This window comes from Streptomyces atroolivaceus, assembly GCF_000717025.1.
Lineage (GTDB): Bacteria > Actinomycetota > Actinomycetes > Streptomycetales > Streptomycetaceae > Streptomyces > Streptomyces atroolivaceus.
In genome coordinates, this window is sequence record NZ_JNXG01000003.1 from 177737 (window position 1) to 204728 (window position 26992).

Annotated in this window: 22 protein-coding genes; 10 read left to right on the forward strand and 12 right to left on the reverse strand. The window is 68.8% G+C overall.

Annotated elements, in window-relative coordinates; genetic code table 11:
• Positions 1-91: 91 nt before the first annotated feature.
• The 5 genes from OO67_RS09945 (at position 92) to OO67_RS09970 (ending at position 4780) form a co-directional block, all read left to right on the forward strand.
• Entirely contained in the window at positions 92-1018 is a 927-nt protein-coding gene (locus tag OO67_RS09945) for an ABC transporter ATP-binding protein (RefSeq protein ID WP_033299016.1), read from the forward strand.
• On the forward strand, positions 1015-1827 hold the full coding sequence (locus tag OO67_RS09950; protein WP_033299017.1) for an ABC transporter permease: 813 nt from the start codon (positions 1015-1017) through the stop codon (positions 1825-1827). Before OO67_RS09945 ends, OO67_RS09950 begins: the two co-directional genes overlap by 4 nt.
• Before the next feature lie 50 nt (positions 1828-1877).
• Positions 1878-3101, forward strand: coding sequence for a sensor histidine kinase (locus OO67_RS09955; protein ID WP_244300112.1), 1224 nt, complete (start codon positions 1878-1880; stop codon positions 3099-3101).
• Positions 3098-3703, forward strand: coding sequence for a response regulator transcription factor (locus tag OO67_RS09960; protein ID WP_033299019.1), 606 nt, complete (start codon positions 3098-3100; stop codon positions 3701-3703). The genes OO67_RS09955 and OO67_RS09960 overlap by 4 nt, the downstream gene beginning before the upstream one ends.
• A 261-nt stretch (positions 3704-3964) precedes the next feature.
• Entirely contained in the window at positions 3965-4780 is an 816-nt protein-coding gene (locus tag OO67_RS09970; RefSeq protein ID WP_033299022.1) for a DUF899 domain-containing protein, read from the forward strand.
• Between the two features lie 15 nt (positions 4781-4795).
• Here the strand turns inward: OO67_RS09970 and OO67_RS09975 are convergent, their stop codons facing one another.
• The 6 genes from OO67_RS09975 to OO67_RS36385 form a co-directional block, all read right to left on the reverse strand.
• Entirely contained in the window at positions 4796-5623 is an 828-nt protein-coding gene (locus OO67_RS09975) for a M55 family metallopeptidase (protein WP_033299024.1), read from the reverse strand.
• 278 nt (positions 5624-5901) lie between these two features.
• Positions 5902-6669 carry a hypothetical protein gene (locus OO67_RS09980; protein WP_033299026.1) on the reverse strand — a complete coding sequence of 256 codons (768 nt, stop codon included), beginning with the start codon at positions 6667-6669 and terminating at the stop codon, positions 5902-5904.
• On the reverse strand, positions 6666-7271 hold the full coding sequence (locus tag OO67_RS09985; RefSeq protein WP_078597803.1) for a hypothetical protein: 606 nt from the start codon (positions 7269-7271) through the stop codon (positions 6666-6668). Before OO67_RS09985 ends, OO67_RS09980 begins: the two co-directional genes overlap by 4 nt.
• Positions 7272-7365: 94 nt before the next feature.
• Entirely contained in the window at positions 7366-9126 is a 1761-nt protein-coding gene (locus OO67_RS09990; protein WP_033299028.1) for a hypothetical protein, read from the reverse strand.
• A 281-nt stretch (positions 9127-9407) separates the two neighbouring features.
• The gene (locus OO67_RS09995) at positions 9408-9917 is read right to left on the reverse strand and encodes a hypothetical protein (RefSeq protein WP_208860996.1); all 510 of its coding nucleotides are present in this window, start codon (positions 9915-9917) and stop codon (positions 9408-9410) included.
• Between the two features lie 198 nt (positions 9918-10115).
• Positions 10116-10619, reverse strand: a complete 504-nt coding sequence (locus tag OO67_RS36385; protein ID WP_078597837.1) for an ATP-binding protein — start codon at positions 10617-10619, stop codon at positions 10116-10118.
• A 169-nt stretch (positions 10620-10788) separates the two neighbouring features.
• On the opposite strand from OO67_RS36385, the gene OO67_RS10005 reads away from it, so the two are divergent.
• The 3 genes from OO67_RS10005 to OO67_RS10015 all read left to right on the forward strand — a co-directional run bounded on the left by OO67_RS10005 (position 10789) and on the right by OO67_RS10015 (position 14272).
• On the forward strand, positions 10789-11637 hold the full coding sequence (locus OO67_RS10005; protein ID WP_033299033.1) for a helix-turn-helix domain-containing protein: 849 nt from the start codon (positions 10789-10791) through the stop codon (positions 11635-11637).
• Positions 11634-11825 (forward strand): DUF397 domain-containing protein, encoded by a 192-nt coding sequence (locus tag OO67_RS10010; protein WP_033299034.1) that lies wholly within the window; start codon positions 11634-11636, stop codon positions 11823-11825. The genes OO67_RS10005 and OO67_RS10010 overlap by 4 nt, the downstream gene beginning before the upstream one ends.
• A gap of 521 nt (positions 11826-12346) precedes the next feature.
• Positions 12347-14272: an ATP-binding protein gene (locus tag OO67_RS10015; RefSeq protein WP_157841659.1), complete on the forward strand. Its 1926-nt coding sequence runs from the start codon at positions 12347-12349 to the stop codon at positions 14270-14272.
• Positions 14273-14324: 52 nt separating this feature from the next.
• Here OO67_RS10015 and OO67_RS36390 read toward each other — a convergent pair whose 3' ends face one another.
• The 6 genes from OO67_RS36390 to OO67_RS10040 all read right to left on the reverse strand — a co-directional run bounded on the left by OO67_RS36390 (position 14325) and on the right by OO67_RS10040 (position 22726).
• Positions 14325-15518 (reverse strand): DNA cytosine methyltransferase, encoded by a 1194-nt coding sequence (locus OO67_RS36390; protein ID WP_078597805.1) that lies wholly within the window; start codon positions 15516-15518, stop codon positions 14325-14327.
• A gap of 91 nt (positions 15519-15609) precedes the next feature.
• The gene (locus OO67_RS10020; protein ID WP_033299036.1) at positions 15610-16620 is read right to left on the reverse strand and encodes a DNA cytosine methyltransferase; all 1011 of its coding nucleotides are present in this window, start codon (positions 16618-16620) and stop codon (positions 15610-15612) included.
• A gap of 106 nt (positions 16621-16726) precedes the next feature.
• On the reverse strand, positions 16727-17149 hold the full coding sequence (locus OO67_RS10025) for a very short patch repair endonuclease (protein ID WP_208860997.1): 423 nt from the start codon (positions 17147-17149) through the stop codon (positions 16727-16729).
• Between the two features lie 14 nt (positions 17150-17163).
• Positions 17164-20073, reverse strand: a complete 2910-nt coding sequence (locus OO67_RS10030; RefSeq protein ID WP_033299038.1) for a Z1 domain-containing protein — start codon at positions 20071-20073, stop codon at positions 17164-17166.
• Between the two features lie 49 nt (positions 20074-20122).
• Entirely contained in the window at positions 20123-21652 is a 1530-nt protein-coding gene (locus OO67_RS10035; protein ID WP_033299039.1) for an ATP-binding protein, read from the reverse strand.
• A gap of 147 nt (positions 21653-21799) precedes the next feature.
• The gene (locus tag OO67_RS10040) at positions 21800-22726 is read right to left on the reverse strand and encodes a TetR/AcrR family transcriptional regulator C-terminal domain-containing protein (RefSeq protein WP_033299040.1); all 927 of its coding nucleotides are present in this window, start codon (positions 22724-22726) and stop codon (positions 21800-21802) included.
• 130 nt (positions 22727-22856) lie between these two features.
• On the opposite strand from OO67_RS10040, the gene OO67_RS10045 reads away from it, so the two are divergent.
• Together OO67_RS10045 and OO67_RS10050 are read left to right on the forward strand one after the other, a co-directional pair.
• Complete coding sequence (locus OO67_RS10045; protein WP_033299041.1) at positions 22857-24422, forward strand: MFS transporter; 1566 nt, start codon at positions 22857-22859, stop codon at positions 24420-24422.
• A gap of 247 nt (positions 24423-24669) precedes the next feature.
• Positions 24670-26988 (forward strand): ATP-binding SpoIIE family protein phosphatase, encoded by a 2319-nt coding sequence (locus OO67_RS10050; protein WP_033299042.1) that lies wholly within the window; start codon positions 24670-24672, stop codon positions 26986-26988.
• Positions 26989-26992 lie beyond the last annotated feature (4 nt).

The following is a 26992-nucleotide window of genomic DNA, read 5'->3' on the forward strand; positions in this document are numbered from 1 at the left end:
CACCTGTCATACCGCCCCGTTACAGGCGTCACAGAGAGCTGATGACACACCGCACTGCCGCGCGGCCTCTGCCGCGGGGAGTGTGGAACGCATGAACACAGTCATCGAAACCGTCGGACTGAAAAGGAGCTACCAGGACTTCGACGCCGTACGCGGCATCGACTTCACGGTCGCTCGCGGAGAACTGTTCGCCCTGCTGGGGACCAACGGGGCCGGCAAGACCTCCACGCTCGAACTCCTGGAGGGCCAGGCCGTTCCCAGCGGAGGCACCGTCAAGGTGCTCGGCCGCGACCCGTTCCGCGACCGGGCCGCCGTGCGGCACCGCATCGGCGTGATGCTCCAGGAGGGAGGCTTCCCGCCGGAGCTGACCGTCCTGGAGACCGTACGGATGTGGGCGGGCTGCACGAGCGGCGCCCGGCCCGCCGACGAGGCCCTGGCACTGACCGACCTGTCCGGCCGGAGCAAGGTGAGGGTCAAGCAGCTCTCCGGAGGTGAACGCCGCCGCCTCGATCTCGCGCTGGCCCTGCTCGGGCGCCCCGAGGTGCTGTTCCTCGACGAGCCCACGACCGGCCTGGACGCCCAGTCCCGCCGCGACACGTGGGACCTGATCCGCGAACTGAAGGCCCAGGGCACGACCGTGCTGCTCACCACGCACTACCTCGAGGAAGCCGAACAGCTCGCCGACCGGCTGGCGATCATGCACAAGGGGCTGATCGCGACCACCGGCCGGGTGGAGGACGTGGTGTCCGAGCGGCCCTCCCGGATCAGTTTCCAGCTTCCCCAGGACCGCTTCCTCGGCGAACTGCCGCCGCTCGCGCCGATGGGTGTGACCCGGCACTCGAACGAGGGAGGGACGGTCCTCCTGGAGACCCGGGACCTGCAACGCACAGCGACCGAACTGCTCACCTGGGCCCACCACACCGGGGTCGCGCTGCACGCCCTCGACGTCCGGTCCGCATCACTGGAGGAGGCCTTCATGGAGATCGCCAAGGGCCTCGACGAGGAGGAGACACGATGACGACCACCGCCCCCGCCCGACCGATGACCACCGCCGGGCCCGTGCGGCGCGGCCCCGCCTCCCGCATGGCCGCCCTCGGCCGCGCGGAACTGACCCTGCTCCTGCGCAGCAGGGCGGCCCTGTTCACCGCGGTCGTCCTGCCGGGCGTCATGGCCGTCTCGATGCGCGGCCTGGTCAAGAGCCTCGACCTGGGCGGCACCGGTCTGTCCATCGCGACCGTCCTGCTGCCGGGGACCTTGGCCATGGCCCTGTTCTTCTCCATCTACACGAACCTGGTCGGCGTGTACGTCACCCGGCGCGAGAGCCTGGTGCTCAAGCGGCTGCGCACCGGGGAGGTGCGCGACTGGGAGATCCTCGCCGGCGGCGCGCTGCCCGCGGTGGTGCTGGCGGTGGTGCAGTGCGTGCTGCTGGCCGTCGGACTGACCGTGGTCCTGGACGCCCCCGCACCGGACGCCCCGCACCTGGTGGTCGTCGGTCTGCTGCTGGGCATGGCGCTGCTCGTCGTCGGGGCCGCGCTGACGGCCGCCTTCACCCGGACGGCGGAGAGCGCGCAGCTGACGTTCCTGCCGTTCATGATGGCGAGCATGGCCGGGTCCGGGCTCTTCCTGCCGCGCGAGGTCCTGCCCGACGCCGTGGCCGGCATCAGCGCCTGGCTGCCCTTCTCCCCGGTGATGGACCTCCTGCGCGGCGGATGGACGGGCGACCTCGGCGGCATGGACCAGGGCCGCGCGCTGCTCATGGCCCTGGCGTGGACGGCCGTGGCGGCCCTCGGCGTGCGGAAGTGGTTCCGGTGGAGCCCGCGCCACTGAACACGACGGCCATCGCGTGGGCGGCCGGGGATCCGGGGAAGTGGGGGACCATGAGCATGAGCATGAGCGTGGAGGACTGGGTGGAGCGGCTCGGCGGTCAGGACGGCCCCGAACGGTACCGCCGCTACGCCCTGGGCAGCGTCGGCTTCCTCGCCGTCAGCGAGGTGGGTCTGTGGGCCGTCTGGGTGGTGCAGACGGACTCCGCGGCGCTCCCGCTGGCATCCGTGGCCGTACTGGGCGTGGTCCACGCGCTCATCCAGTTCCTGCTCTGGCGTTCCGCGCTGAGCCACTACCTCGCCGTCGGCCCCCGGCCCGTCCCGCTCATGGTCGTGTACACGGCGGTGACCGTGGCCATGGGGGCTCTGGGATGTGTGCTGCTGGCATCCGGCCGGATCGACGACGGCGACCTGACGTCCCTCACGGTGTGGCTCCTGATGTTCTTCGCCGGACCGCCGGCGCTGGCGCTGCCGATCCGTGCGGGGGCGGCGCTCGTGGCAGCCGTCGCGGTCGCCTGCCTGGCCGGGGCCTTCGCAGCGGGGCTGACGGGGTCCTCCCTGGTCCTCGTCATCAGTGCCACCGTGGTCATGGTGCCCTTCATGGCCATCGCCTCCCGTGCCTCGGGCTGGAGCGTCCGGCTGATCGAGCAACTGGCCGCCGCCCGCGAGACGCAGGCACGCCTGGCCGTCGCCGAGGAACGGCTCCGCTTCGGCCGTGACCTGCACGACGTACTGGGCCGCAACCTCGCGGTCGTGGCGCTCAAGAGCGAACTCGCCGCACAGCTGGCGCAGCGCGGCCGGCCCGAGGCCGTGGAGCACATGGTGGAGGTGCAGCGCATCGCGCGGGAGTCGCAACGGGAGATCCGCTCGGTGGTCCGCGGTTACCGCACCGCCGACCTGCACACCGAACTCGCGGGAGCACGCTCCGTCCTGGAGGCCGCGGGTATCGACTGCCGCATCGAGTACGGGCCTGCGGCCCGCCTGCCGTCCGACGTGCAGTCGGCCCTCGGCTGGGTGGTGCGCGAGGGGACGACCAACGTGCTCCGGCACGCCCAGGGCGCGGCCGCCTGCACCATGTCACTGCGCACCGCGGGCCCGGCCGAGGCCCTGCTCGTGATGGAGAACGACGGCGCGTCCGAGGTGACACCCGGCGCGGGCACAGGACTGACCGGGCTGAAGGAACGCCTGGCCGGACTGAACGGCACACTGACCACCGAACAGCATTCCGGCGGACACTTCCGCCTCACCGCACGTGTCCCCTGGGAGGACGGCGAATGATCACGGTCCTGCTCGCGGACGACGAGCACCTCATCAGGGGCGCGCTCGCCTCCCTCCTCGTCCTGGAGGACGACATCACCGTCGTCGCACAGGCCGGGACCGGCGACGAAGCCCTGGCCATGGCCAGGGCGCACCGCCCCGACGTGGCCGTGCTCGACCTCCAGATGCCCGGCCTCGACGGCGTGGCGGTCGCCGGACAGCTGCGCGACTCCGTGCCCGGCTGCGCCGCGATGATCGTCACCAGCCACGCCCGGGCAGGGGCCCTCAAGCGCGCGCTGAGCGTCGGGGTGCGCGGCTTCGTACCCAAGACGGTGTCCGCGCACGACCTGGCACAGATCATCCGCACCGTCCACAGCGGCGGCCGCTACATCGACCAGGAACTCGCGGCCGACGCCATCGCCGCGGGCGAGTCACCCCTGACACCCCGCGAGGCGGAACTCCTGTCGTACGCCGAGGACGGGGCACCGGTCGCGGACATCGCCTCCCGCGCCTCGCTGTCCAGCGGAACGGTCCGCAACTACCTCTCGGCGGCGGCGACGAAGCTGGGCGCGGAGAACCGCCACGTCGCCGCCCGCATCGCGCGGGAGCACGGCTGGCTGTGACGTGGGCGGGCGTGCGCCACGAGGGTGCGGACCGGCGGGCCGGCGGGCAGGCGGGCAGGTGCTCGGTGCGGACGCTGCCGGTGGTGCCGGGGCGGCGGGCAGGCGCCCGGTGCGGACGCCGAGGGTGCCGGGCCTGCCGCGATGAGTTCCGGCCGTCCCGCGAGTCTGAACCGGTGAGTGCCGTAGGACGCCGTAGAACGTCGTAGGGCGCCGCGGAACGCCGTGCGGCGCCGCCCGGCGCGAGACACCACGGAGGACACCATGACGACGACGCCCGGCAAGCCGAGCGGCAGCCTCCCCGGCAAGCCCCCGGTGACCGACCTGGCCACCTGGCAGGCGGCACGCGAGGAACTGCTGGTCCGCGAGAAGGCGCACACCCGTGAGGGCGACGCGATCGCGGCGGCCCGGCGGCGGCTGCCGATGGTCGAGATCGACGGCACGGTCGAGATCACCGGCAAGGACGGTCCTGTCCCCTTCCTCGACCTGTTCGAGGGCCGCGACGAACTCGTGGTCTACCAGCACATGTGGTACGACGGCGCGCCCCACCAGGGGCAGTGCGAGGGCTGCACCACCACGGTCTGGCACATGAAGGACGCCGTCTACCTCAACGCCCGCGGCGTCTCGTTCGCCGTCCTGACCGCGGGGCCGTGGGAGGAGGTCGCCCGCTACACCGAGTTCATGGGCTACACCCAGCCCTGGTACTCGGCCGTGGGCCTGGAGGCGCCGATCGGCGGGGAACCGGGGCACATCGTCTGCTTCCTGCGCGACGGCGACCGCGTGTTCCTCACCTACTCCACGACGGCCCGTGGCAACGAGGGGATCAACGGATCCCTCAGCCTGCTCGACATGACGCCCTACGGCCGCGGCGAGGCCTGGGAGGACCGCCCCGAGGGCAGGACCGTGCCCGGTGAGCTCCACGAGGGGGAACCGTCCGAGGGCCACGAGTCATGCTGGTACTGGCGCTCGGACGCCGACGGCGTCGCCACCTGGGGCCCGACCAGCCGGCCCGTGCCGCAGTGGACCCGCCCCGGCGCGACCCCCGTGGAGACCCTGGGCCGGCACGGCACCTTCCACTGAGGCGGGGCCCTCGTTCTAGCCGGGCTTGATCGAGGCGAGCTGCACGAGCAGGAGCACCAGCCGGTACGCCTCGGCGAAATCGGTGGCGGAGAAGGCGACCGTACGGCCGCCCCCGGCGCGTGAGACGCCCGGCACCAGCATGGCCAGGTCGACCGAGACGGGGCTGTACAGGTCCACTTCGACGGTGAGCGGTCCGGCGATGCTCAGCGGCGAAACGCGTGTACGTCGTCTGATGGCCTCGGCCGCGGCCTCGCGGAGGCGCTCACGCGCCACCTCGGGGTGCAGCGCGACGGCGGCAGCCGCGGCGAGGGCCTCCTTGACCGCCACGGTGACCGCGCCGGGGACCAGCTCCTCGAACTCCGCGCAGGCGGCGTCGTCACCACTGAGCAGCACGACGGGCACGCCCGTGTGCCCGGCCAGGGCGGCGTTGAGCCCGATCTCCCCCAGGGACCGCCCGTCCACGCGGACGTCCAGGATGTCCCCGCTCATGGTGTGGGTGATGACACCCGGCCCGGAACCCGCACGGGCGTGGTAGCCCACGAGCAGGACGGCGTCGGTGTCGGCGTCGAGCCCGGCGAGCATGCCGAGGGGCCGCGGCTTGCCCCGCACCAGGCGCGCCCGCCGGTCGAGTTGCTCAGGCAGGAGGTTGCGGAACGGTCCGTGGGCATCGGCGACCAGGACATCCGCGGCGGGTGCGGCGTCCAGGACACCGGCGATGACCGCGTTGGCCTCGGCGGTCATCAGCGCTCGGCCGCGCTCGTAGTCGTAGCGATCGGGATTGGTCTCGGAGGGGTGCACGATCCCCGAGACACCCTCCATGTCGACGGATATGAGTACGTTCATGGAACGGGGAGCCTACGGGCGCGCGATCCAGGACGGGGGAGTCGCGCGGATCAGCTGCCGGAAGCCCCGGGAACCGACCGGCGTGCCGACCTCTCCCAGGGGACGGCTGCACTGCACGGGACGGCTCCAGGGGAGGGCTCCACGGGATTTCTCCAGGAAACGACGTGGGGGACGACTCCCACCGCACGACGGTGTCTGCCCCGCCCAGGGGGGGCAGACACCCGGCCCCTGGGCGAGCGCGGCGGATCCGGTCCATGGCCGCTGGTGTGCGTACGGGCTCAGGGTGTGGCCGGGCAGTAGCCCTGCGGGCAGAACGAGTCGGCCGCCACCGATGCCGGTTCCGCGTACGTGCCGTCCCACTCGTCCTGAGGGCCGGCGACCAGGATCACCCATCGCACCCCGTCCTCGGCGACGAAGGCCCTGAGCAGCGACTGCCGGACCACCCCGTTCTCGCGCGGCACCAGGTACTCCAGTTCAGCCGCCTGCGATCCGTCGGCCGGAGCCAGGTCGTCCAGTCTCAGACGCTGGTAGCCCTCGACCTCGCCCACCAGCCGGTCCGTCTCCGCCAAGGCGTCGTACGGCGTGTAGCCCGGCTCGGAGATCCGGTAGACCTGTAGGAACCCCTCCCCGCCGTCCGTCTCGTAGTAGACGACGACTCCCTCGTCCCGCTGCTCCTCCCGGCGCTGCCAGCCCTCCCTGACCTGCACACTGAAGCCCTCGGCATCCTCCTCCACCACATAGCCGGGCGGTGGCTCCTCGGCGGTGGGGGACTCGCTCCCGGAGGCGCCTTCCTTGCTCCCGGGGTCTCCCGGCGCGGTTCCGCCCTCGACGGTCCCGCCGGGGGTGGCCTCCGCGGACGCCTCGACCCCTTGCACCTCGTCGTCGCGGAACAGCAGCCGTCCGCCCCCGAAGGCGACCGTGCCCACCACCGCCACCGCCAGCGCGACGGCCGCGATCCGAAGACCCCGTTCCAGGGCGTGCGGCTGCCCGGTGTCCGGGGCCGGGGCGGGCTGCCACAGCTGCCCCTTGGCATCCCACCCCCTCATGACAGCATTCCCGTGAGCACTCCGGAGGCCACCCCGGCAGCCGTCTGCCCGCCCACGGACCCGGCGGCCCGGCCCGCCAGCGCAGCCAGCCGCCGCAGCCGGCCCGGCTCCACCCCGCCGGTGGCCTGGATCTCCCGCTCGGCTTCGGCTGCCTCTGCCCGCAGCTCACCCGACTCGCCGCGCAACAACCGGAGCGCGTCGACCAATTGGGGCGTCGTCTCGATGAGCCGCTCGGACCGGTCGGTGGACCGCGCACCAGCACCCGACGCCGCCGCGCCCCCGGTCATCCGGCCGATGGCGATGCCGCCCGGTACCGGAGGCACCACGGGCGGCGGCGCCACGTCCCCTGCGCGCGGCCGGCCGATCCGCCTGCCGGCGTCCTCGGCCTCCGCCCGCAGCCCGGCCGCGAGAGCCCCTCCGTCGAACTCGCCGACGACGATGCCACCCGCCGGTCCCACACCATCCGGTTCCGCACCATCAGGTCCCGCACCGGCCGGTCCCGCACCGGCCGGTCCCGCATCATCAGGTCCCGCACCGGTCGGCTCCTCGTCGGCTCCCGGCTCCCGGCCCGCACGCCCCGCCTCGCTGTTTCCGCCGCCCATGTCCCCGCTCCCTGCTCGCTTGTCCGCCGCCCCGCGATGCCCCCGGGGCGGTCCCCGTGACCGCCGTTCCTGGACGGGGTCTTCCTGCCGGCCGTTACCGGGCGTCCTGGCGGCCGAGTACCTGCTGCAACGCCCCGTCCGCCCGTGCCCTGGCGCCTCGGCCCGTCGCCACCGCGCCGCCGCTCATCGTCCCGACGTAGACGCCGCCGTTGGTGACCTGGATGATCTGCTGTTCCAGCTGCCCGGTGTCATGGCCCTTCTCGCTCAGCGCCTGGAGAGCCCCCGTACCGATGCGCTCCTGAATGGTCCGCAGGTAGCGGCTCACATCCATCTGCTGGAGCGGTGACTCGCCGCGCACCGAGGCCATCTCGCGTACGGACGCCGCAGCTCCCTCGGCGGAGGCCTCCGGCGTACGCACGTGTCCGGCGTGGCGCGTCGCCCAGCGGAATGCGCTGTCGAGCGAACGCGCGGCGGAGAAGGCCGCCGCCACCCCGGCGGCCGGCGCGGTCACCAGAGCTCGGCCCGCCGCGATCGCCGGAAACTCGCGGCCCCGTTCGACAATGGCGTCGACGAGACCGAACTCCGGCTTGAGCGGGTCCAGTACGTGCGGGACGACCTCCAGCACCAGCAACTCGCCCTGAGTGTGCACACGGATCAGGACCGAGACCACCACCTGGTGCTCCCAGGCGCTGACCCGGACCCGCAGGAAATGCCGCCGTGCCTCGCCGCCCTCGCCGACCGACGCGAGCCGGTGCATCGTGGTCGCGGTCTCCCCGTGGTCGACCTCGTGCCTCGGAGGTCCGGACGGCAGGTAGACCAGCTCGTCGATCTCCACCTCCCTGAGGCGGTCCAGACCGGACGGGGGAACCGGAAGCCGGCCGAGATCGGCCAGCCGGTCCTGTACGCAGTTCAGCACCCCGGCGGCGGTCAGCGGCTCCGAGCCGGCTTCCGGCCTGCGGCGCAGGTCCATCACGAGAGACCAGGGCTTCAGGGCACGGCCGGACCCGACGAACGGACGGGCCGGTTCGTACAGGACGATCCCCGAGTTCTGTTCCCTGTCGATGGCCAGGCCGATCTCCCGGAGCCATTCCGGACCGGTCAGCTCCTCCCGGGGCTCCTGCTCGAAGACTTCCGCGCGGAGCCGGTCGCACATCACCGCCTCCACCGCGCTGCGGTGCCTCCACACAGGAATGACCAGCAGCAGCGGAAAGACCACGGCCATCCAGTTCGCGGAAGCGTTCCACAGGGCGGCGAGCGCGGCTGCCCAGTACAGGGCCAGCAGAAGCCGGGGCGCCAAGGGTGCGAGCCGGACCCAGCCGCTGCCCGCAGGCAGCAGACCGTCCAGGGAGTACACGCTGGTGCCGCGCCCCGACACGTTCCGCACCAGCCACAGCAGTCCGCAGATGATCGCGTAGTTCAGCGCCCAGACACCGGAGCCCGGGTAGCGCAGGACGTTGTCCCCCTCTTCGAACAGGTCCGTCGGGAGGAAGAACTTCCGCTCCGTGTAGCTCTGGCCGTACGCGTCGGCCAGGCTCCAGGAGGTCATCCAGCCGAAACCGTCCCCGTAGAGATCCGCCAGCCAGAACAAGGTCCACAGGAGCGCGATCAAGCCGCCGGCCTGTAACTCGAGCTTGCGGGCCCGCAACGCGTGCGCCAGCACGGGCACCACGTCGACCCCGACCGAAGGTGCCACCGCCCTTCCGTCGTGCTCGACCAGCTCCTCCACGACACGCCGCCGGAAACGCGCCTGGAGATACGGGCCCGCACAGAGCAGGCGGGTGGTCCCGGTACGGGAGTACCGGCCGGAGGACGGCTGCGGACCCTGAGGTGGATCCGGCTGGGCAGGAACCGTCAAGGTGGCCCCAATTCCTGTTTATAGCCGCGAGTTGCGGCACATCGATTGCTGTGAGGCGCCAGACTCTAGAGCAAACGATCACAGAGGGCTATGGGTTTTACACAGATTGCACCTGGCGGTGGGCGTCGTGATAAGGGGCGCGCGGCGCTTCGGCGGGCAGGGCTTGTAGGCCGACGGGAGCCCCTGCCTGCTCGGCTTCAGTGCCCGTCTCCGGGGGAGTGGCCGCGCCACGGGATGCCGTAGGTACAGGAAGCCGCTCGCTGCCGGTCAGATGCTGCAGCTCAACCGGACCGACGCCGAGGGGTGGTCTTCCTCGCGGGCTGTCGGATGAGGTCGTGGTCCTCCGCTCGTCGCTTGACGTAGGAGAAACCGCCGGCGGTGTCGGGGTCGTAGTGCACCACGACACCATCCTTCGTGAGCGTCCTCCGCCAACTGTCCAGACGGGCACGGTCACTTTCGGTCAGTTCGCGTCCGTCCCGGCGTCGTGCTTCTGCCCTGAGCATCATCAACGGGTAGAGGTGGCGGTGCTCAACCCTGACGAACCAGGGGATGAGGTCGTCGTCACGAGTGATGCGACGGTCGAGGCCTCTCCGGTTCCTGAAGTTCCCCCACATCGAAGAGACTGCGTCGATGCCGTACTTGCGCCGGTATTCGTCGATCATCCACTGGTAGGTGCGACCTTCCTCGAACCACCGGATGACCTCGGCCTCATCTTGGATCTTGCGCTTACCCATGTCTCCCCTTGGGCCCTTCGCCTGCGACCGCCACACCACTCCCACAAAATCGTTCAAATTTTAACAGTGGTGGTCGTGGCGAGCTTTGGCGACGAGCGGCAGCCGCTACCGCTCCAGGGCGGCCGATGCGGCGGGGCCCAAGTCCGCGGTGAGGAGGCGGCGGGTATGGGCGTAGGCCTCTCGCGCGTCGAGCGTTTCGGCGTCGACGGTCAGAAGCCGCCAGGGCGTCCGTGTGAGGAGGCGGCGGGCCTTGGCTCAGAGGCGAGCGGGCTGTTGGCCTGGCTTCCGTCGCTGAGCGGCTTGACCGGACGCCGGACTTCCAGGACCTGGGGAGAGAGCGTACTCAGCCCAGACCGTCTTGCCTGGGCCGACGCGGTCATGTACGCCCCATCGGGCGGCGAGGGCGTCGACGAGCACCAGCCCTCGACCGTGGTCCTCGTCGAAGGCGGGAATGACGTGCGTGGGCAGTTCGGACCGGGTATCGGATACCTCGACACGGATGACGCTCCGGGTGTCGTCATGACGGACGAGCAGGGCGAAGTCCCGGCCCGGTACGCGCCCGTGCAGTACGGCGTTCGCCGCGAGCTCCGCGACCACGATCGTGACCGCGTCGTGGTCGCCCGTCCCGCGTGGGTGCCCCCACTCGATGAGCTGAAGCGCGGCAAGCAGCCGGGCGAGGCGCGCTCCGCGCCGGGTGGCGGAGAAGCGCTGAAAGAACTCGCGTGCCGGGGCGGGCGGATGGGTGGGGGGTGTTGGCATGGGCTCAGCCTGGAGGGGCGTGACGCCGGACGGCAGGCACGGCACTGATACAGATCGTCTTGTACTTGCTCACCGGCTGGACTGGGAGGGTCACCGTACGTAACCCTTGGTGGCCGGCGGTATGGGTGGTCCCGCAGGCGGGCGCAGCGCAGTGGAAGGGTGGCCGGGCATGGCTTCGGACAACGGCGGCGGGGGACACTGTGGCGAACCGGAGTCCTCTGACAGTCTCAAGACGTTCGGGGCCGTACTCAAGGCGCTGCGTGACGAAGCGCGCCTGACGCAGGAGCAGTTCGCCCCTCGCGTCGGGTACTCGGCGGCGTACATCGCCAAGATCGAGCAAGGCAAGCGATTCCCGCCGAGAGACTTGCTTGACCGCTCGGAGGAGGTGCTGGGAGCGGTAGCAGCACGGGTCCTGGCGGCGGCGGCCAAGAGCCTGACGCGGAAGGTGGGGCTGGCGTCGTGGTTCCTGCAGTGGGCGGCCATTGAGGAAGAGGCGGTCACGCTCTTCTCGTACGAGTCGAGCGTGATCCCGGGCCTGCTGCAACCCGAGTCGTACATTCGTGCGATCTTTGAACGGCGCCTGCCGCCCCTCGCGGAGGAGCAGTTCGAGCATCAGGTCACCGCCCGACTGGCGCGGCAGTGTCTCCTGACCGAGAGGCCGAACACAACGTTCAGCTTCATCATCGAACAGGCCATGTTGGAAAGGCGTATGGCAGGCAACGAGGTCACGCGAGCGTTGATCGACCATCTGCTCACGGTAGGCCGCCTGCGTAACGTGGAGATTCAGGCAGTGCCTCTGATTCAAGAGGATCACTCGGGCTTCGAGGGCCCGCTCTCCCTGGCCGAGACGGCAGAGAACCAATGGGTGGGTTACGTCGAGGCTCACGACAGCAGCATGCTGATCACCGACCCAAAAGCCGCAAGCGCAATGCTTCAGCGCTATGGCAAGATGCGCTCGCAGGCTTTGAGCCATCAAGCCACCACGAGCCTGCTGGAGCAGATGCGAGGAGCGCTATGAGCACCACCGAACTTGCTTGGTTCAAGAGCAGCTACAGCGGTGGCGGCGGCGGCAACTGCATCGAGATCGCCGTCGGTACCGAGGCTGTACTCGTCCGGGACTCGAAGGACACGCTCGGGCATGCTCTGACGGTCTCTCCGCACGCATGGGTCGCGTTCACGGAGCTCGCGGCCGACTCACCCGTCTGAACCGCTCCCCCAAGCACGGCCGATTGAACGTTGACACGGCCGGCGCGGTGTGTCAGATGCGGCCCACACACTCACACCATGAGTGACGACGCGTGCGAGTGGAAACAGGGCCCCGTTGCACAGCGATCTAGATCAGCGCTTGGTTCAACAGGAGTCAGGCGTAGGCGCTTCCTGTTACGCGAGTGCCGTCACGGCAGATCGCGCGAAGGGCGGGGCGAAGCCGAGCTTCGGGAGGAGGCAGCGATTCTGTCGGTCCTCGAAACGGGCTCCATACGCAGCACGGATCAGATGCTGCACCGTTTCCTGGCGCACGTCGCACCGATGACCACTGGGTAGGGCGGATGGCGATTCATGACCCGTTCCAACACGCCCTGTTGGTGCAACTCAGGGGCAACGGGAGGGCGCCTGGCCTAGGGTGAATCAGCAAGGGGACGACCCCTTGTGCGTTTTCTAGGGCCCAGCTCTAGGGAGACAGAGGAGATTCGCTCATGGCTAGGCGTGTCCACGTGCCCCCGGAGGCTGTGGGAAATTTGATTCGTCAGGCTTACGAGGCCGGTGGCCGCTATCAGTGGGCCCGCGAGGCCTGGCGAAACTCGGAGGAGAGTGGCGCCTCGGTCATCCACTTCGGGATCGAGGAGCAAGCAGCCGAGAGCCAGGGCGTGCTGCGCCGAACGATCATGGACGACGGTTCTGGAATGGCGCCCGATGATCTCCTTGTTTTCCTCTCGTCCTTCGGTGGTGGTGGGAAGCCCATCGGGGTCGACGGGAACTTCGGTCAAGGCTTCAAGTCGTCAGTGCTGCCATGGAATCCCTACGGCGTGGTAGTCATCAGCTACACCGAGACGGAACCTGACGGTTACATGGTGTGGATCCGTCGCGAAGGAGACAGCTACACGTTCCGGGAGTGGGACGTGTACGCGGAAGATGGGGAGAGCTACTTGGGTCGTCAGGACGTGGTCCCTCCGTACGACGACGAGGAGCACGGCTGCCACTGGGGTCGGATCAAGCCTGACTGGATGACCCACGGCACGATCATGGTCCTCCTTGGAGCCTCAGAACGAAGCGATACCTGGATGGGAGACCCCGAGCCGGCGCGGAGTGAAAGCGTGGACGGCCTCGTTCGGTATCTGAACGGACGTTTGATGGAGGTTCCGGAGCGAAGCAACGGAAAACGGGTGGAGACCACGGTGGTCGATCTCTACCGAAAAGGGGAAAGCGGCCGGCGAGAGACCAGGGACAAGACGGTTCGGTTGCCTGATGGCGGGTCCGTGGTCTGGCGCCCTCGGCGCGTCTACGGGATGCGGCACTACATCCCGAGCACGCCGCTGACCGGTGAAGTGACAGTTGACGAGCACGGGACTGTCGCAGAATGGTTTTATGTAGCGGAGCCTGAGGCGCCGGTCAAAGGTACCAACGACTACATCGAACAGCATCCGGTCGTCGTCGTCGATTATCAGGGCGAGGCGTACCACGCCGATCATAGTAAAAGTCGGTACCGGCAGTTCGGGATCACTGATGAGATCAAGGGCCGCACCTGGATGATCCTTCGCCCGCCCGTCTTCAGTGACAGCCGCCCGACAGAGTGGGGAGTGTTGACTCAAGCATCCCGGCACATCCTCATGGCAAAGGGTGGTGCCGAGCTGCCGTGGGATGAGTGGGGGGACACGTTTTTCGGTAACTTCCCGCAGCAACTGAAGGAAGCTCTCGAAGAGGCACGTGCCCAGAGCAGTGCCAGATCGGAGAGCTCGATGGGTAAGAACCTCTCGCGAATTCTTGATCGGCTCAACTCGCGATTCAAGGCGTCCCGCGTGATGACGACCACTGCGGGCAAGATACGTGGCGTCCCTGCTGGTGCAGCAGTGGCTGTGGCGGGTGCGCGGACACGGGAAGGCGTAGAGGTTCGGGGCAACGGCGCCGGCAAAAGCGAATCGACGTCCAAGCGGATTCTTTTGCCGACGCGCAGCGGAACTACTCTCGGAAGTACCTCGCTGATGCGCGGCGGCTACCCTGCATTCGTGTGGGAGCCTTTTGATTCCAGCGAGGCTAAATTCCTCGCGCGCTACGCTCAGAATGAGACGCAGGATGTCGATGGGGCCGAGCATCGAGGTGTTGTGCACCTCAATTCGTCTCACCCGGTGTTCCAGCAGGAATTCAACTACTGGTCGGAGAGCGTGTGGCCCAAGGCCACGGCGGACCACGTGAGGGGGTTGGTGCAGCGAGTGTACGGTGAGGAGGCCGTTGCGCACGTCGTGCACGCGCAGAGCCTCAACGGAACCTTGGTGGCGAGGACTGAAGACGGCGAGCCTGTAGCCATCGGCCGGGAGGATGTCAGTGAGCTGCTGACACCGCAGGCACTTTCTGCGGCCTTGCTAGGCCTTGTCAATGTGGAGCAGCGCATCCTCACCCAGGGTGGAGGGCTTTTCGGCAGCAGGTCCAACGCGCAGTAGTTGCGACGACAGGTTCCGTCCTTCCCGAAAGCGGGTGGTGGAACCTGTTCTGTCAGCGATGAACGGACAAGTGCTTGTAAATGTGCTCCGCGAGTACTTTCGAAAGGCCTACCGGGACCGCATTGCCAATCTGCCGTGCAATTTGCACCTTGGATCCGCACCACTTGAATTCCTCATGGAATCCTTGGATGGTGGCGGCTTCGTAGTGCGTGATCGGGCGGTTCTCGGTGGGGTGTAGGTAGCGACCCTTTTCGGGCTTGAAAAATTCAGTTCGAATCGTAACTGATGGAGATTCGAGGCGAAGTCTTCCCATCACGTCGCCGGAGCCTTTGTTGTGGTCGTCCCAACTGGGGGTCGACAGCGGGGTACGCTCGCCATCTATCACCACCCACTTTCCCCGCAGGTCGTTCCTGTTTCCACCCGGCCTGATGGCGTCATATCTGGCCATCGAGAGGGGTGTAGGGTGTCGACCGATATGTAGATCGCGTGTCAGGTAGGTTCCGGAAATTGCTTCTCCGAGGATTTTCACTTCTCGGTCAGGAAGTGACGTCGTTGAAATCGATGCACTGTTTGCGAAGATCTTTTCCACGCTGACCCAGGCCGCTCGACCGGACGGGTCGAATAGTTCCGGATTTTTCTTCGGATTCTTCTTCTCGTGAGTGGGTGTCGGATGCCCCAGGGGAGGTAGGCTCTTGTGTGTGGCGATCACGATTGCTCGCTTACGCGCTTGGGGGACGCCGAAGTCGGCCGAATTGAGAATTCCCTCGGTCAGGGTGTAATTGCGAAGCAACCCTCGTTCGTTGGATCCTTGTAGGGCCCTGTATTCAGGTGATCTGAAAAACCGGTCGACATTCTCGATCACGAAAATCTTCGGCTGTAGCGCTGCGACTACCTTCACGTATTCGCGCCATAGCTTGTTCCGTGGATCCAGAGGGTTTTCCTTGCCGAGCCCTGAAAAACCCTGGCACGGCGGCCCGCCCAGGATGACGTCGACCCGACCCTTGTATGGGTTAGGGTCCCATCTCTTGATGTCTCCCGGATAGACATCGCCGTCGTTGGCGGTGCCTTCACCAAAGTTGGCGGCATACGTGGAGGCTGCAGCTCTGTCGAACTCGACTGCGGCTATGGAACGGAAGGGGGAGCCGCTCCCGGGCGTGGGCTCGTACTCGTGGAATCCTTGTGTGAAACCGCCGCAGCCGGCGAAGAGATCTACGACGTTGAACTCGGCTGTGGTGCTGGCGGTCATGCCCGACAGACTACAGACCTTGGCCGGGCGGTGGCTCCCAGGTTTGGCTCGAACCGATCGCACGCCTGGCACCGCCCTGGGCCGTATGGTTTCACATCGGCTCGTCGGCGTGCGAGCCCGACAAGGAGCTCATGATCGACGCTGCCACTGCACGAGCCACAGGAGGGGGGAAGGCGTTGCCGACCTGCCTGTACCTGGCGGTTTTTCCGCCGGTGAAGTGCCAGTCCTGGGGGAAGCCCTGGAGCATCGCCGCCTGCCCTGCCGTGAGCTTCGGATAGCCCTTCCACCCACCTCGGCCGACCCCGTGGCGCAGGCGGAACTCAGGGCCGGGAGGTTCGAGTTCGAGGGCGTCGCCGTTCACTGCAAGCCTCGCCCACGCCTGCTTGGCGCGGTCAGGGCCAAGATCACCTCCACCATGGTTCGTCGAACCGCCCACAAGTGTGGGGGCTATGCCGTTGGCGAGGCGAGCCCACTCCGACGCACCTGGCCAGCCATTCGAAGCCATGGATGTCTCCAGGGTCTCGCCCACGGTCGGAGGTAGTTCCCACAGACGGATGGGCCACTGGAACTTCTGGACGACATCGTTACGTGTGGCGACTACCAGCGCGCGCTTCCTTCGCTGGGCGACCCCGAAATGTTGTGCATCCAAGATCTCCATCTGGACCTTGTAGCCCAGTTCGGCGAATTTGTCCACAAGAGCTTTTCGGGTGTAAGTGAATCTGGCGCCTTTCACCAGAGATGAAACGTTCTCGAGCATAACGGCTTTTGGGTGCAGGGCTGCGGTGAGTCTGATGACTTCGGGGAGCAGATCTCTGTGGTCGTCGGCGCCCAATTGTTTGCCGGCCACGGAGTATGGCGTGCAGGGAATCCCGCCAGCGAGTAGGTCGACGTGGGGTGATGCAAGTTCTCGGACCGGGTCGAATTCGCGAACATCCTTTTCAATGACGTTCCACTCCGGCCTGTTGTGACGCAAAGTGCGGCAGGCATCGCTGTTGTATTCCACGAGGCCCAGGTGTCGGAAACCTGCCTGTTCCAATCCGATCGCCTGCCCCCCTGCCCCGGCGCATATCTCCACCGACGTCAGAGTGTCTCCGCTCAGCATGCCGTTGTCTCCCCCGCGTAGTCGCCCTGCGGGAGAGACTAGTGGGAGGGTCTGACAAACACCCTGGCTCTGCGTGAAGTGCCCGGTGGTTGGCGCGATCTCTACATCACTGCTTCCTCCTGCAATTGACGGTGGTTGTGATGCGTTCGACTACGTCCCGGGGCGACTCGTGCTCCCAGAATCGCAGCACAGTCCACCCCGCCCCGGTGAGATGCTCGGTCGTCTCGATGTCCCGCGCCATGTTGCGATCGAGCTTCTGACGCCACCACTCGGAGTTGGCGCTCGGCTGCGTAGCGTGCTCGGGGCAGCCGTGCCAGAAGCACCCGTCGATCATCACGGCTACCTTGACCCGCGTGAATGCGATGTCGATGGTGCGCCTGGACATACCCGGTACGCGCTCGTTGAGGCGGTAGCGGTAGCCGGTCGCGTGCAGCAGCTTCCGGACCGCCACCTCGGGGGCGGTGTCGCGGCGTGCCTGGCGGCTCATCCGGGCCGAGACGCCAGGGGAGGACGGTTTGGCGGTGCTCATCACTGCCCAGTTTCCTACGCTGAGTCCTCTTCACGATCGATGACGGCGAAATTGCTCCTGCTCGAATCGATGGCACGGAAGCGCACCAGACTCCTCCGCTCGCCGTCCGGGGAGGTCGGGGCGACCAGAGAGAAAGCCATGACCACTTTCCCGGGATCCACCGCGCCGTCGGAGGAGAGCCGAGGCTCCTCCTCGACGAGTGGGTAGAGGACCAGGACACCGCGTCGGGGGCGCGCGAGCGACTCGACCAGGGGGTCCTGGGAGTCCTGCAGGGCGCCCGCCACGCGCAAGGCGACCCCACGGTGCTTGGGCTCACTGATGGCGCCGAAGAAGTCGCCCCGTCGTCGGGTACGGCCGGCCAATGTGAGCGGACGTGAAGCGAGAATGCTCGCCTCGATGCTTCGCTTCGAGGTCTGCTGCGGAACGATGACGAGCCATTCGTCGATCGAGCTACCTGCATGGACGAGGGACTCGAGGTGGGGCGAGAACTGGGTGGGGGTGGACCACCGCAGATCGCGCAGAAGCCCGACGAGTGCACTGTGGTCGAGCGTCCCGAGCACTGCCTGGTAGCTGTCGTCCCGGCCGTGGGCGCGACACCTCAGTGTGACCGGAGAGGGGGCCAGCCCTTCGAGGACGGGCCGCCAGACCTCCGTGTTGTGCCGAAGGTCCGCCGCGCTCGTCGGGTACGCCGTCGGTTCCACCCACTGCCCTGGCGACCGGATCTCCACCAGCTCCGCGTTGAACATCTTGTTGCGGGCCGCCGGCTTCAGCCACGACAGGTGCTGCGAGACCAGCGGCGGGATCTGCGCTGGCGTGACCTGCGGCTTGCCGTCCACCAGCGCGGCGTAGCGGGTGAGCTGGGAGCGGAAAGTCTCCTCGTCGCGGCAGATCGCCTCGAAGGCCTCATAGAGGTCGACGGTCTTCTTCTTGCCCATCGGTACTTCGCGGCCGATGTAGAGGCGCACCAGGTCGCGGTAACCGGGGCGGAAGCCGAACCAGCGGCCCATCTGCATGAGGGTGTCGGCCTGCTGGGTCGTGCGGCGGTAGTACGTGACCGTGAGGCCTTCGATCGTGAAGCCGCGGGAGAGCTTCGTGCCGCCGACCAGGATCTTCCACACGTGTGGTGTCCGGTCGAAGTCGAGCTCCGCTTGTTCGTAGTCGCGTTCGGTGGCGCCGTTGACGATGATCACGGGCTCGCCGCCCGAGTTGATGAGCTGGCGGGCGCGGGAGACGTACGGCTTCAGATCGTCGTACGACGTGGGGGTCGGCAGGCCGTCGTCCACGAAGCACTGGAAATCTGTGGTCAGCAGGGTGGCGAGGCGTGCGTGACCTTCCTGGCCCGTGTATGCAGACCGGTGCCACATCGAGTTGATCCGCAGAGCGAGGGACGCGTGCTCCCGCTGTTGCACGGATTCGTGGACGAGCATCGTGTGGTGGCGGAACGGCTCTTCGGGCACGCCCCGAGCAGCCCGGTACAGCTTCAGCGCACCAGTGAGGACGAAGGCGTCCATAGCCTCCTGGAGCCGGTCCCCGGTGTCGTCGTAGATACCGCGTACGTGCGTTTCCTCGGCCGCGCCTTCGCCTTCGAGGTCGTGGAAGTCCTGCACGCCCATGTAGCCGGCCGGCCGGGGCAGCGAGATCAGGAAGTCGCGGGGGAAGATGTCCTCCTCGTCGCCCGGGTCGACGAAGACGTTGGCGAAGGGCGTTGCCGTGTAGCCGACGTACTGGGCGCGCGGAAGCAGGCTGAGAAGCTGCGTGATCTGGCCGTTGATCGCTTTGCGGGCGACCTTGCCGTTCTCCCACTTCTTCGGATCCGTCGTATTCACCGACGCCTGGTCCGACTCGTCGTCGATGATCAGCGCCGGGATCTCAGAGAGGATCGGACCGATCTTCTTGAGGTCCCTGAGCAGCTTCTCCAACACGTCCGCGTTCTTCTTCACGACCATCACGCGTGCGGCGGCGTGGTGCAGGTTGGCCGGATCGTACAGCGGCTGCGTGCGGGCCTGCTTCTCGAATTCGAGCGTGCGGATGCCGTTCAGCAAGCTCTTGTAGTCGTCGTCGCGCGTCGTGAGGCGCTCGATGTCGAAGGCACCGAGCGTGGACGGACGGCCGCCGTGGCTGACGAACTTCGCGGGCCAGTCCTCGTCGTCCTGGTAGTCGACACCGACGAGCGCGTCCGTGTCAGCCGGGTCGGCGCCCCTCAGGATGTTCTCCCGCCCTATCAGCTCCATGTCCAGTCGGCGCTGGGTCTGGCTCCGCAGAAGATTCAGGGTGCCGCCGAGGATGATGACCAGGCGGTAGCCCGCGTCGATGGCCTTCGCGGTGACACCGGTGAAGTTGGCAGTCTTTCCCGACTGGACATAGCCGACGACCAGGCCCCTGGCCCCGTATGCCTCGGCGCGGGTGGGGTCGGAGAGACGCTCGACCACGGCGTGGCTGGCTTCGTCCAGGCTCGACACGGCAGCGTCCGACCAGCCCTTGCGGCGCAGTGTCTGCTCGTAGGAGTTCCAGTAGAAGGCGCGTGCCGCCGCGGTGTCCCTGGAGTACCAGGACGTGAACTCCTTGCTGATGACGGTGGCCCCGGGCTCCTTGAACACCGGCACAGCTTCGTCCAGGGCTTTGCGCAGGTCCGCACCGAAGCCGAGGCGGTCGTAGGTGTCGGTTCGCCGGGCGTCCGTCCGGGGCGGGGCATCGGACCAGTCCGACTGCTCCGCCAGGTCCCAGGCGGTCAGCGTGCGGTGCCACAGTGCGATGAGCTCGTCCCCTGGGCCGGCCGCGATGATCCGCTCCCTGAAGTGGCCGAGGTCGATGTCGGCCGGTTCCGCCGCCTCCGAGAGCACGAAGGCAAGCTTCGCGAATGGTTTCGGTCCCCGGCGCATGGCCGCCAGGACGTCGCCGTGCAGGTTGAACAGGTGGTCGGTCATGGCGAGACGGCTTTCTCGAAGGCGTGGCACGAGTGGGACGCGGCAGGGATCAGCGGGTCATTTCGCAGCGTGCCGCTGTCACCAGGACGCTGTTCCACAGGGCGATCTTGTCGGCGCGCGTGGCCCGGACCCGGGACTTCTGGAAGATCTCCTCCACCATCAGATAGAGCATGCTCTTCACGACCGGGGCATCGTTGAGCCCGCCCCTGCGCCCGCCGTTGAAGGCCGTCCTGTACAGCTTGTTGAGCCTGATCTCACGCACATCGCGGTCGAGTTCGAAGAACAGGTCCGGTGCCAGGGACGCCCAGCGGAAGGTGATCGGTTCCTCCCCCTCCAGCTCCGGCAGTTCGTCCCGTAGGGTCCGCCGCAGTTTCGGGTCGAGCCCTTTCCCGGCAGGGATGACCGCGTCGCGCGTCACCTCGGTGACCCGCTTGGCAGCTTCCCGGTACGTCGTCTGTGCCTCCTGGACGTACTCGCCGAAGGTGTGCCCCGCCGCGTCCGTGGCCTGTTCGAGCCCCCGGGCGAAGGCCGGGGTGACCGTCACGCCGTCCTTCTTGACCGTGAGGCTGAAGACGTCGTTGGCCTCGGACGGCAGGTCGATCGCGATACGGGCCAGTGCGAGGTGCCCCTCGGCGCTGCGGGTGCTGTTCCAGCCACCGGCTTGCACCAGCCTGTTGTTGCGGTAGATGTAGAAGCCCTGCCGCTCGGCGAGCGGTCCGATCCCGCGGAAGCTGACCAACGGGGACTTCGGCTGCCAGATGTGCGCGGTCAACGCCACATCACCGACGCCCTCGACGGGGGCGGTGTACGTACGCGGGTACCCGGCCCGGCCGGGGACACGGTAGCCGAACGGATCGATCGGCTCGACGCCTCGGTGGTCCAGTTCCTCCTTGGTCGTCACGTCCTCGACCACGATGTCGATGTTGAAGGCGCCGTCAGCCAGGAAGCGGTGCAGATGGAGCCCGAGGTGGGTCTCCAGCTTCTCGATCGCGTCGTTCAGGTAGCGGTCGGCCTGCCCGGCGGTCACCGTGTCGAACGCCCGGACCTTGTCCCAGCGGACGATGGTGCCGTGCCACTCGATCAGGCCGTCGTAGCGGTCCACGAGGTCCTGGCAGTAGCCGGGGTCCACGATGTCGCAGGTGAAGTCGGCCTGGGCGCGGGCCGTCAGCCACCGGCGGCCGGTGGACGGGCTGCGCTTGGTGCGGCTGATCACCGTGAGCGAGTCGGCGTGCGAGAGGGACGCGGCCTTGAGGCCCGCGCCGAAGTGGCCTAGCGCGTTTTCCTCGTACTCCTGCCGGCCGCCCACCGTCATCGCGGTGTCGAGGGTGTCGTCGTTCATGCCCCGCCCGTCGTCGACGACCAGGAGACTGACCAGGCGGTCCTCGTCCCGCAGGAAGCTGATGACGACGTTGCGCGCACCCGCGTCGATGGAGTTGTCGACGAGGTCGGCAATCGCCGCCTCGAAGCCGTACCCCTGGTGTGTCAGCGACTCGACGTAGCGGGCGGCGGGCGGCAGCTTCTTGCTGCCGGCCGTCGGGATCTCGTACTGCCAGTCCGAGGACGGCTGATAGGGCGGCATGGGCTTCCTCGCACAGACGGAACGGGGCCTGCGTGGGGGGAACGGCCCGGAGCTAATTGTTGAATGTGATCGTATTGCAAAGGTGAGACATAGGGGAATGCTCGGCGAATTCGGCCAACGGCTGATGTGAGACGGCGCATCAAGCCCTCACTCCGCGCCCGCCTCCCTCCGGACCCCCTCCACCAGCACCTCCACCCCGTCCAGCACCCGCCCCAGCCCGAACTCGAAGAGGGTGCCCAGTTCCAGGTCGAAGCTGTCCGAACCGAAGAGTGTGGACAGCACCGGGTAGGCCGTGGGTGTCTGGAGCGCGTCCATGCGTGGCTCCATGGAGGTCATCCACTCGTCCGCCGCCATGCCGCTGTCCTGCCGTGCCTGGGATTCCAGCTCGACGGCCATCGCGAGGCCCTGGGCGTAGCCGAGCACCGTGAGGTGGATGTGCAGCATCTGCTCCGGGGTGAGGCCCAGGCCGGTCAGGGCGCTCAGGACGCGCTCGGCGTAGAGCATCGCGTTCGGGGAGACCATCGGGCGGGTCAGGTGGGCCATGGCCCGGGCCAGCCAGGGGTGTTGTTCGTACTGCTTCCACAGCCAGCGTGCCTCCCGCTCCAGCAGTGGGCGCCAGCCCGTCGGCCGTGGGCCGGCGGGGCCGCTGCCGAACACCGCTTCCGCCATCAGGCGGACCAGCTCGCCCTTGCTCGGGACGTGGCGGTACAGCGCCATCGTGGAGGTGCCGAACTCCGTCGCGACGCGCCGCATCGAGAGCGCTGCGAGGCCCTCCGTGTCCACGAGCTCGATCGCCGCACGGATGATGCGTTCGCGGCTGAGCTGCCGGCCGGGCGGTGTGGCGCGTTCCCGGCCGCCGCTCTCCGCGACCACCGTGCCGATGCCGGGAACCGCCCGCACCAGACCCTCCTGGCGCAGTGCGCCGAGGGCCTTCGTCGCGGTGGCCATCGCCACGCCCCACTCCTGCGTGATCCGGCGGGTGGAGGGGACCGGATCGCCGGGACCGAGCTCACCCGTGGCGATACGGCGGCGGATCTCCCCGGCGATGCGGAGGTAGGGCGGTTCGGTGGTCATGATGCCAGCGTACTAGTGCACCTGGACGCGTCGTGCCCTGCTCAGCTGGGCCTTCTGCCTGGTGCACTAGGCAGCTGTTTGCGGTGTACGTGGGGATCCGGCTTCGGTACGACGCATGGAGAACACACGCATGGAGAACACACCCGGCCCCCGCGCGGGCCGCAAGGAATGGACCGCCCTTGCCGTCCTGATGCTGCCCCTGCTCCTCGTCTCGATGGACGTGTCCGTCCTCTACTTCGCGATCCCGTTCGTCAGCCAGGACCTGGAGCCCAGCGCCACACAGCAGTTGTGGATCCTGGACATGTACGGCTTCGTGCTCGCCGGCCTGCTCATCGTGATGGGTTCGCTCGGTGACAGGATCGGGCGGCGCAGGCTGGTCCTCGCGGGAGCCGTCGTCTTCGGCGCGGCCTCGGTGGCGGCCGCGTACGCGCACTCCGCCGAAGTGCTCATCGCCGTACGTGCGTTGCTCGGGCTCGGGGGCGCCGCCCTCATGCCCTCGACCCTTGCCCTGATCCGCAGCCTCTTCCACGACGCGAAGCAGCGCGGGAAGGCGGTGACCATCTGGACGGGCGTCATGACGACCGGTATCTCGCTGGGGCCGGTCGTCAGCGGGCTGCTGCTCGAACACTTCTGGTGGGGCTCCGTGTTCCTCATCAACCTGCCCGCCATGGTGCTGCTGCTCGTGCTGGTGCCCTTCCTGGTCCCGGAGACCGCGACCACCGCCCGGGGCCGCTTCGACCTGTCCGGTGCCGTGCTCTCGCTCGGCGCCCTGCTCGCGGTCATCTACGGCATCAAGGAGTGGGCCCGGCACGGCTACGAACCGCTGCCCGCGATCTGCGTCGCCGTGGGGCTGGCGCTCGGTGCCGTCTTCGTACGCCGCGAGAGGCGCCTTGCCCACCCGATGATCGACCTCGCCCTGATCGGGCGGCGTGCCTTCGGTGGCCCGGTGCTCGCCAATCTGCTCGCGATGTTCGCCACGGTGGGGATGGCCGTCTTCTTCACCCAGTACCTGCAGTCCGTGCTCGGCCAGAGCCCCCTCACCGCCGCGCTGTGGAGCCTGGTGCCGGCCGCCGGAGTGGCCCTCATGGCACCCACCGGTGCCGCGCTCGCCCAGCGGATCGACCGTGCTCACGTCATGGGGGGCGGCTTCCTCGTCGCCGCGTGCGGATTCCTCTGGATGACACAGCTGCGTGCGGACTCGCCCCTGTGGTTCGCACTCGTCGGCGCGGCCGTCTATGCGGGCGGGCTGGTCGCCGCCATGACCCTCGCCAACGAACTCGCCCTGGGCGCGGCCCCTCCGGAGGGTGCCGGATCGGCGGCGGCCGTGCTGGAGTCGGGGCAGGAACTGGGCGGGGCCCTGGGCATGGCGGTCCTCGGCTCCGTCGGTGCCGCGGTCTACAGCCGGGACATGGCCGACGCCCTGCCCGCGGGGCTGCCGCACGCCGACGCCGTACGCGAGACCCTGGGCGGCGCGGCAGCGGTCGCGGGGGAGCTGCCGGCCGCGACGGCGGACGCCGTCCTGACCGCCGCGCGCGACGCCTTCACCCACGGGCTGGGCGTCGCGGCGGTCGGCGCGGCCGCGGTCATGGCCGGTGCGGGTGTCTTCTCCATCGGCTTCCTGCGCGGCCTGTCCGAGCGGGCGTCCTCCGCACCGTCGTCCCCGGACGACAGCCGCCAGACGGCGTCGGCCTGCTGACAAGCGCTGACCGCCCGCAGGTCACCCGCACAGCGCGTAGACGTCCTCCGCGAAGGAGGGGAACTCCGCCCGGCCTCCGTGACCATCTCCTCCGCCGTCCGGCGCGGCGTCGTCGCGTGGCCTTCCGCGAGAACCGCACCGGCTCCGGTAGCGGGCGGCGGGCCGGGGACCGATGCTGATTGCGTACGTGTCCACGTGTGCGGAGGCTCGGTACCGGGTCCCGTGAGGGGGCGAAGGAGCTGGGCTGATGGCTGACGCGCCCCTGATGGTCGTGGACGGCGCCGGAGTGGTCACCGGGTGGAGCCGGGCCGCCGAGCGGCGCTTCGGTCCGGCCACCGCCGACGCGCTCGGCCTTCGGGTGATGGACGTACTGGCGCTCGACACCACGCGCGCGGGCGGAGGCGGCGACGGGCCCGCCGGGCTGCGGATGGAGCCGCTGGCGGGAGCGGGCTGGGCCTTCTGGGCGTCCGCGTCCGACGGGAGCGCCGGGCCGGGCCAGGGCGGCGACCTCGTCGGTACGGCGTTGCTGGACGTGATGTTCACGCAGGCACGCGTACGCATGCACGTACTCGATCCGGAGCTACGCCTCCTGCGGATCAGTGACCCCTCCGCCGCCTCCGACGCGGACGAGAGCGAGCGGTTGCGCGGACGGCCGTTCCGCGAGGTGTGCGCCTTCGAGGAACCGGAGCGGGTGGAGGCCTTCGTACGGGAGGTGCTGCGCACCGGTGTTCCCGGCGTCGACCGGCCGTTCCGCGCCCGCCGCGGCGACCTGCCCGGCGGACGGCGGACCTTCGCACTGACGGCGTTCCGGCTCCAGGAGGGGCGCGGTGCGCGGCAGAGCGACGACGGCACCGTCCTGGGGGCCGCCGTCTCCGTCGTCGACATCAGCGAGCAGGTCAGGCGCCGGGGCAGGGAGGCGGCGCTCGACGCGGTCCGCGACAGCGTGGGCGGGACGCTGGACGTCGACGCCACCTGCCGTGACCTCGTGGAGGCGCTGGTTCCCGGTTACGCGGACGTCGGCGTCGTCGAGGTCGTCGACTCGGTCCTGCGCGGCGAGACACCCGAGCCCGGGCCGCTCGCCCTGGACGTACCGCTGCGCCGTGCCGCGTACGGGGGTACCGGCCAGGCCGCGCACCCGGTCGGGGACGTCCGGTCCGTGCTGCCCGGAACCCCCTACCAGAGGGCCCTGACCGACCTGCGTATCCGTGTTCTTCCGCTGGCGGACGCCCCCTGGGCCGACGCCGACGCCGCGCGCGTCGGTTCCATCCGGAAGATCGGGGCGCACACGCTGCTGCTGGCGCCGCTGACCCTGCGCGGGGCGGTCCTCGGGCTGGTGAGCCTCTACCGGTGCGGTGACTCCGAGCCGTTCACCGAGGAGGACGTCCCGGTGGTGGCGGCGATGGCGTCCCGGGCAGCTCTCAACATCGACAACGCCCGCCGGTACGTGCACGAGTACACGATCGCCAGCGCCCTCCAGCGCCGGCTGCTGCCGCAACGCCCCGTGCCGCAGCCCGCCGTGGAGACGGACCACCTGCTGCTGCCCGGCGGGGTCGCCGGCAACTGGTTCGACACGATCGCCCTGTCCGGGGCCCGTACGGCCCTCGTCATCGGGGAAGTGGCCGAGCGCGGCATCCACGCGGCCACCACCATGGGGCAGCTGCGCACCGTCGTCCACACCCTCGCCGCGCTGGACCTGGAGCCCGACGAGCTGCTCGCGCGTCTGTACGACACGGCGGCGCGGCTGGCGGTGGAACGCGCCCAGCTGCCGCAGAGCGACCCGCTGCACGAGGAGCCGCTGGGCGCGACCTGCGCGTACGCCGTGTACGACCCGTTCACCGAGATGTGCACCGTGGCCTCCGCGGGCCACCCCGCCCCCCTCGTCGTCGAACCGGACGGCGCGGCCTTCGTGGTCGGCCTGCCCGTGGGGCCGGCGCTGGGGACCTCGGACCGGAGCCCCGTCGCCGCGGTCTCCTTCCGACTGCGCGAGGGCAGCCTGCTCGCGCTCCACAGCAACGCGCTGCGGGGCCACGCCCAGCCCACCTCGGGTGCGCTGCGCCAGGCGCTCATGCCCACGGACCGGCCGATGGGGGACCTGTGCGACGCGGTCGCCTACGCCCTGCCGGACAGCCCGGACCTCCACGGGTCGGCCCTGCTGCTGGCCCGTACCCACGCCATGCCCGCGGACCGGTACGCCGCCTGGGAGCTCCCCTACGACAAGACGGCCCCGGCGACCGCGCGCCGCCTCACGTCCAAGAGGCTGGCCGACTGGCACCTGGAGGGCGACACGGGCGACGCGACCGAGCTGATCGTCAGCGAGCTGGTGACCAACGCCGTGCGCTACGGACGCCCTCCGGTGGAGCTGCGCCTCATCCTCGACCGTGGTCTGACCTGCGAGATCCGGGACGGCAGCACCACCGCCCCGTACATGAAGTACGCCGGAGCGGTCGACGAGGGAGGGCGGGGGCTCTTCATCATCTCCCAGCTCGCCTCGCTGTGGGGCACCCGGTACGCCGCCGAGGGCAAGACCGTCTGGTCGGAGCAGGCGCTCCCCGGGGAAGGGACCTGAAGCC

Excerpts from the sequence above, each read along its gene's own strand:
- OO67_RS09960 (WP_033299019.1), top strand. The coding sequence starts at position 3,098 with ATGATCACGGTCCTGCTCGCGGACGACGAGCACCTCATCAGGGGCGCG.
- OO67_RS10050 (WP_033299042.1), top strand. The coding sequence starts at position 24,670 with ATGGCTGACGCGCCCCTGATGGTCGTGGACGGCGCCGGAGTGGTCACC.
- OO67_RS09955 (WP_244300112.1), top strand. The coding sequence starts at position 1,878 with ATGAGCATGAGCATGAGCGTGGAGGACTGGGTGGAGCGGCTCGGCGGT.
- OO67_RS09945 (WP_033299016.1), top strand. The coding sequence starts at position 92 with ATGAACACAGTCATCGAAACCGTCGGACTGAAAAGGAGCTACCAGGAC.
- OO67_RS10005 (WP_033299033.1), top strand. The coding sequence starts at position 10,789 with ATGGCTTCGGACAACGGCGGCGGGGGACACTGTGGCGAACCGGAGTCC.
- OO67_RS36390 (WP_078597805.1), bottom strand. The coding sequence starts at position 15,518 with ATGACCGCCAGCACCACAGCCGAGTTCAACGTCGTAGATCTCTTCGCC.
- OO67_RS10040 (WP_033299040.1), bottom strand. The coding sequence starts at position 22,726 with ATGACCACCGAACCGCCCTACCTCCGCATCGCCGGGGAGATCCGCCGC.
- OO67_RS10045 (WP_033299041.1), top strand. The coding sequence starts at position 22,857 with ATGGAGAACACACCCGGCCCCCGCGCGGGCCGCAAGGAATGGACCGCC.
- OO67_RS10025 (WP_208860997.1), bottom strand. The coding sequence starts at position 17,149 with ATGAGCACCGCCAAACCGTCCTCCCCTGGCGTCTCGGCCCGGATGAGC.
- OO67_RS09985 (WP_078597803.1), bottom strand. The coding sequence starts at position 7,271 with ATGGGCGGCGGAAACAGCGAGGCGGGGCGTGCGGGCCGGGAGCCGGGA.
- OO67_RS10020 (WP_033299036.1), bottom strand. The coding sequence starts at position 16,620 with ATGCTGAGCGGAGACACTCTGACGTCGGTGGAGATATGCGCCGGGGCA.
- OO67_RS09970 (WP_033299022.1), top strand. The coding sequence starts at position 3,965 with ATGACGACGACGCCCGGCAAGCCGAGCGGCAGCCTCCCCGGCAAGCCC.
- OO67_RS09975 (WP_033299024.1), bottom strand. The coding sequence starts at position 5,623 with ATGAACGTACTCATATCCGTCGACATGGAGGGTGTCTCGGGGATCGTG.
- OO67_RS36385 (WP_078597837.1), bottom strand. The coding sequence starts at position 10,619 with ATGCCAACACCCCCCACCCATCCGCCCGCCCCGGCACGCGAGTTCTTT.
- OO67_RS10030 (WP_033299038.1), bottom strand. The coding sequence starts at position 20,073 with ATGACCGACCACCTGTTCAACCTGCACGGCGACGTCCTGGCGGCCATG.
- OO67_RS09950 (WP_033299017.1), top strand. The coding sequence starts at position 1,015 with ATGACGACCACCGCCCCCGCCCGACCGATGACCACCGCCGGGCCCGTG.
- OO67_RS09980 (WP_033299026.1), bottom strand. The coding sequence starts at position 6,669 with ATGAGGGGGTGGGATGCCAAGGGGCAGCTGTGGCAGCCCGCCCCGGCC.
- OO67_RS10035 (WP_033299039.1), bottom strand. The coding sequence starts at position 21,652 with ATGCCGCCCTATCAGCCGTCCTCGGACTGGCAGTACGAGATCCCGACG.
- OO67_RS10010 (WP_033299034.1), top strand. The coding sequence starts at position 11,634 with ATGAGCACCACCGAACTTGCTTGGTTCAAGAGCAGCTACAGCGGTGGC.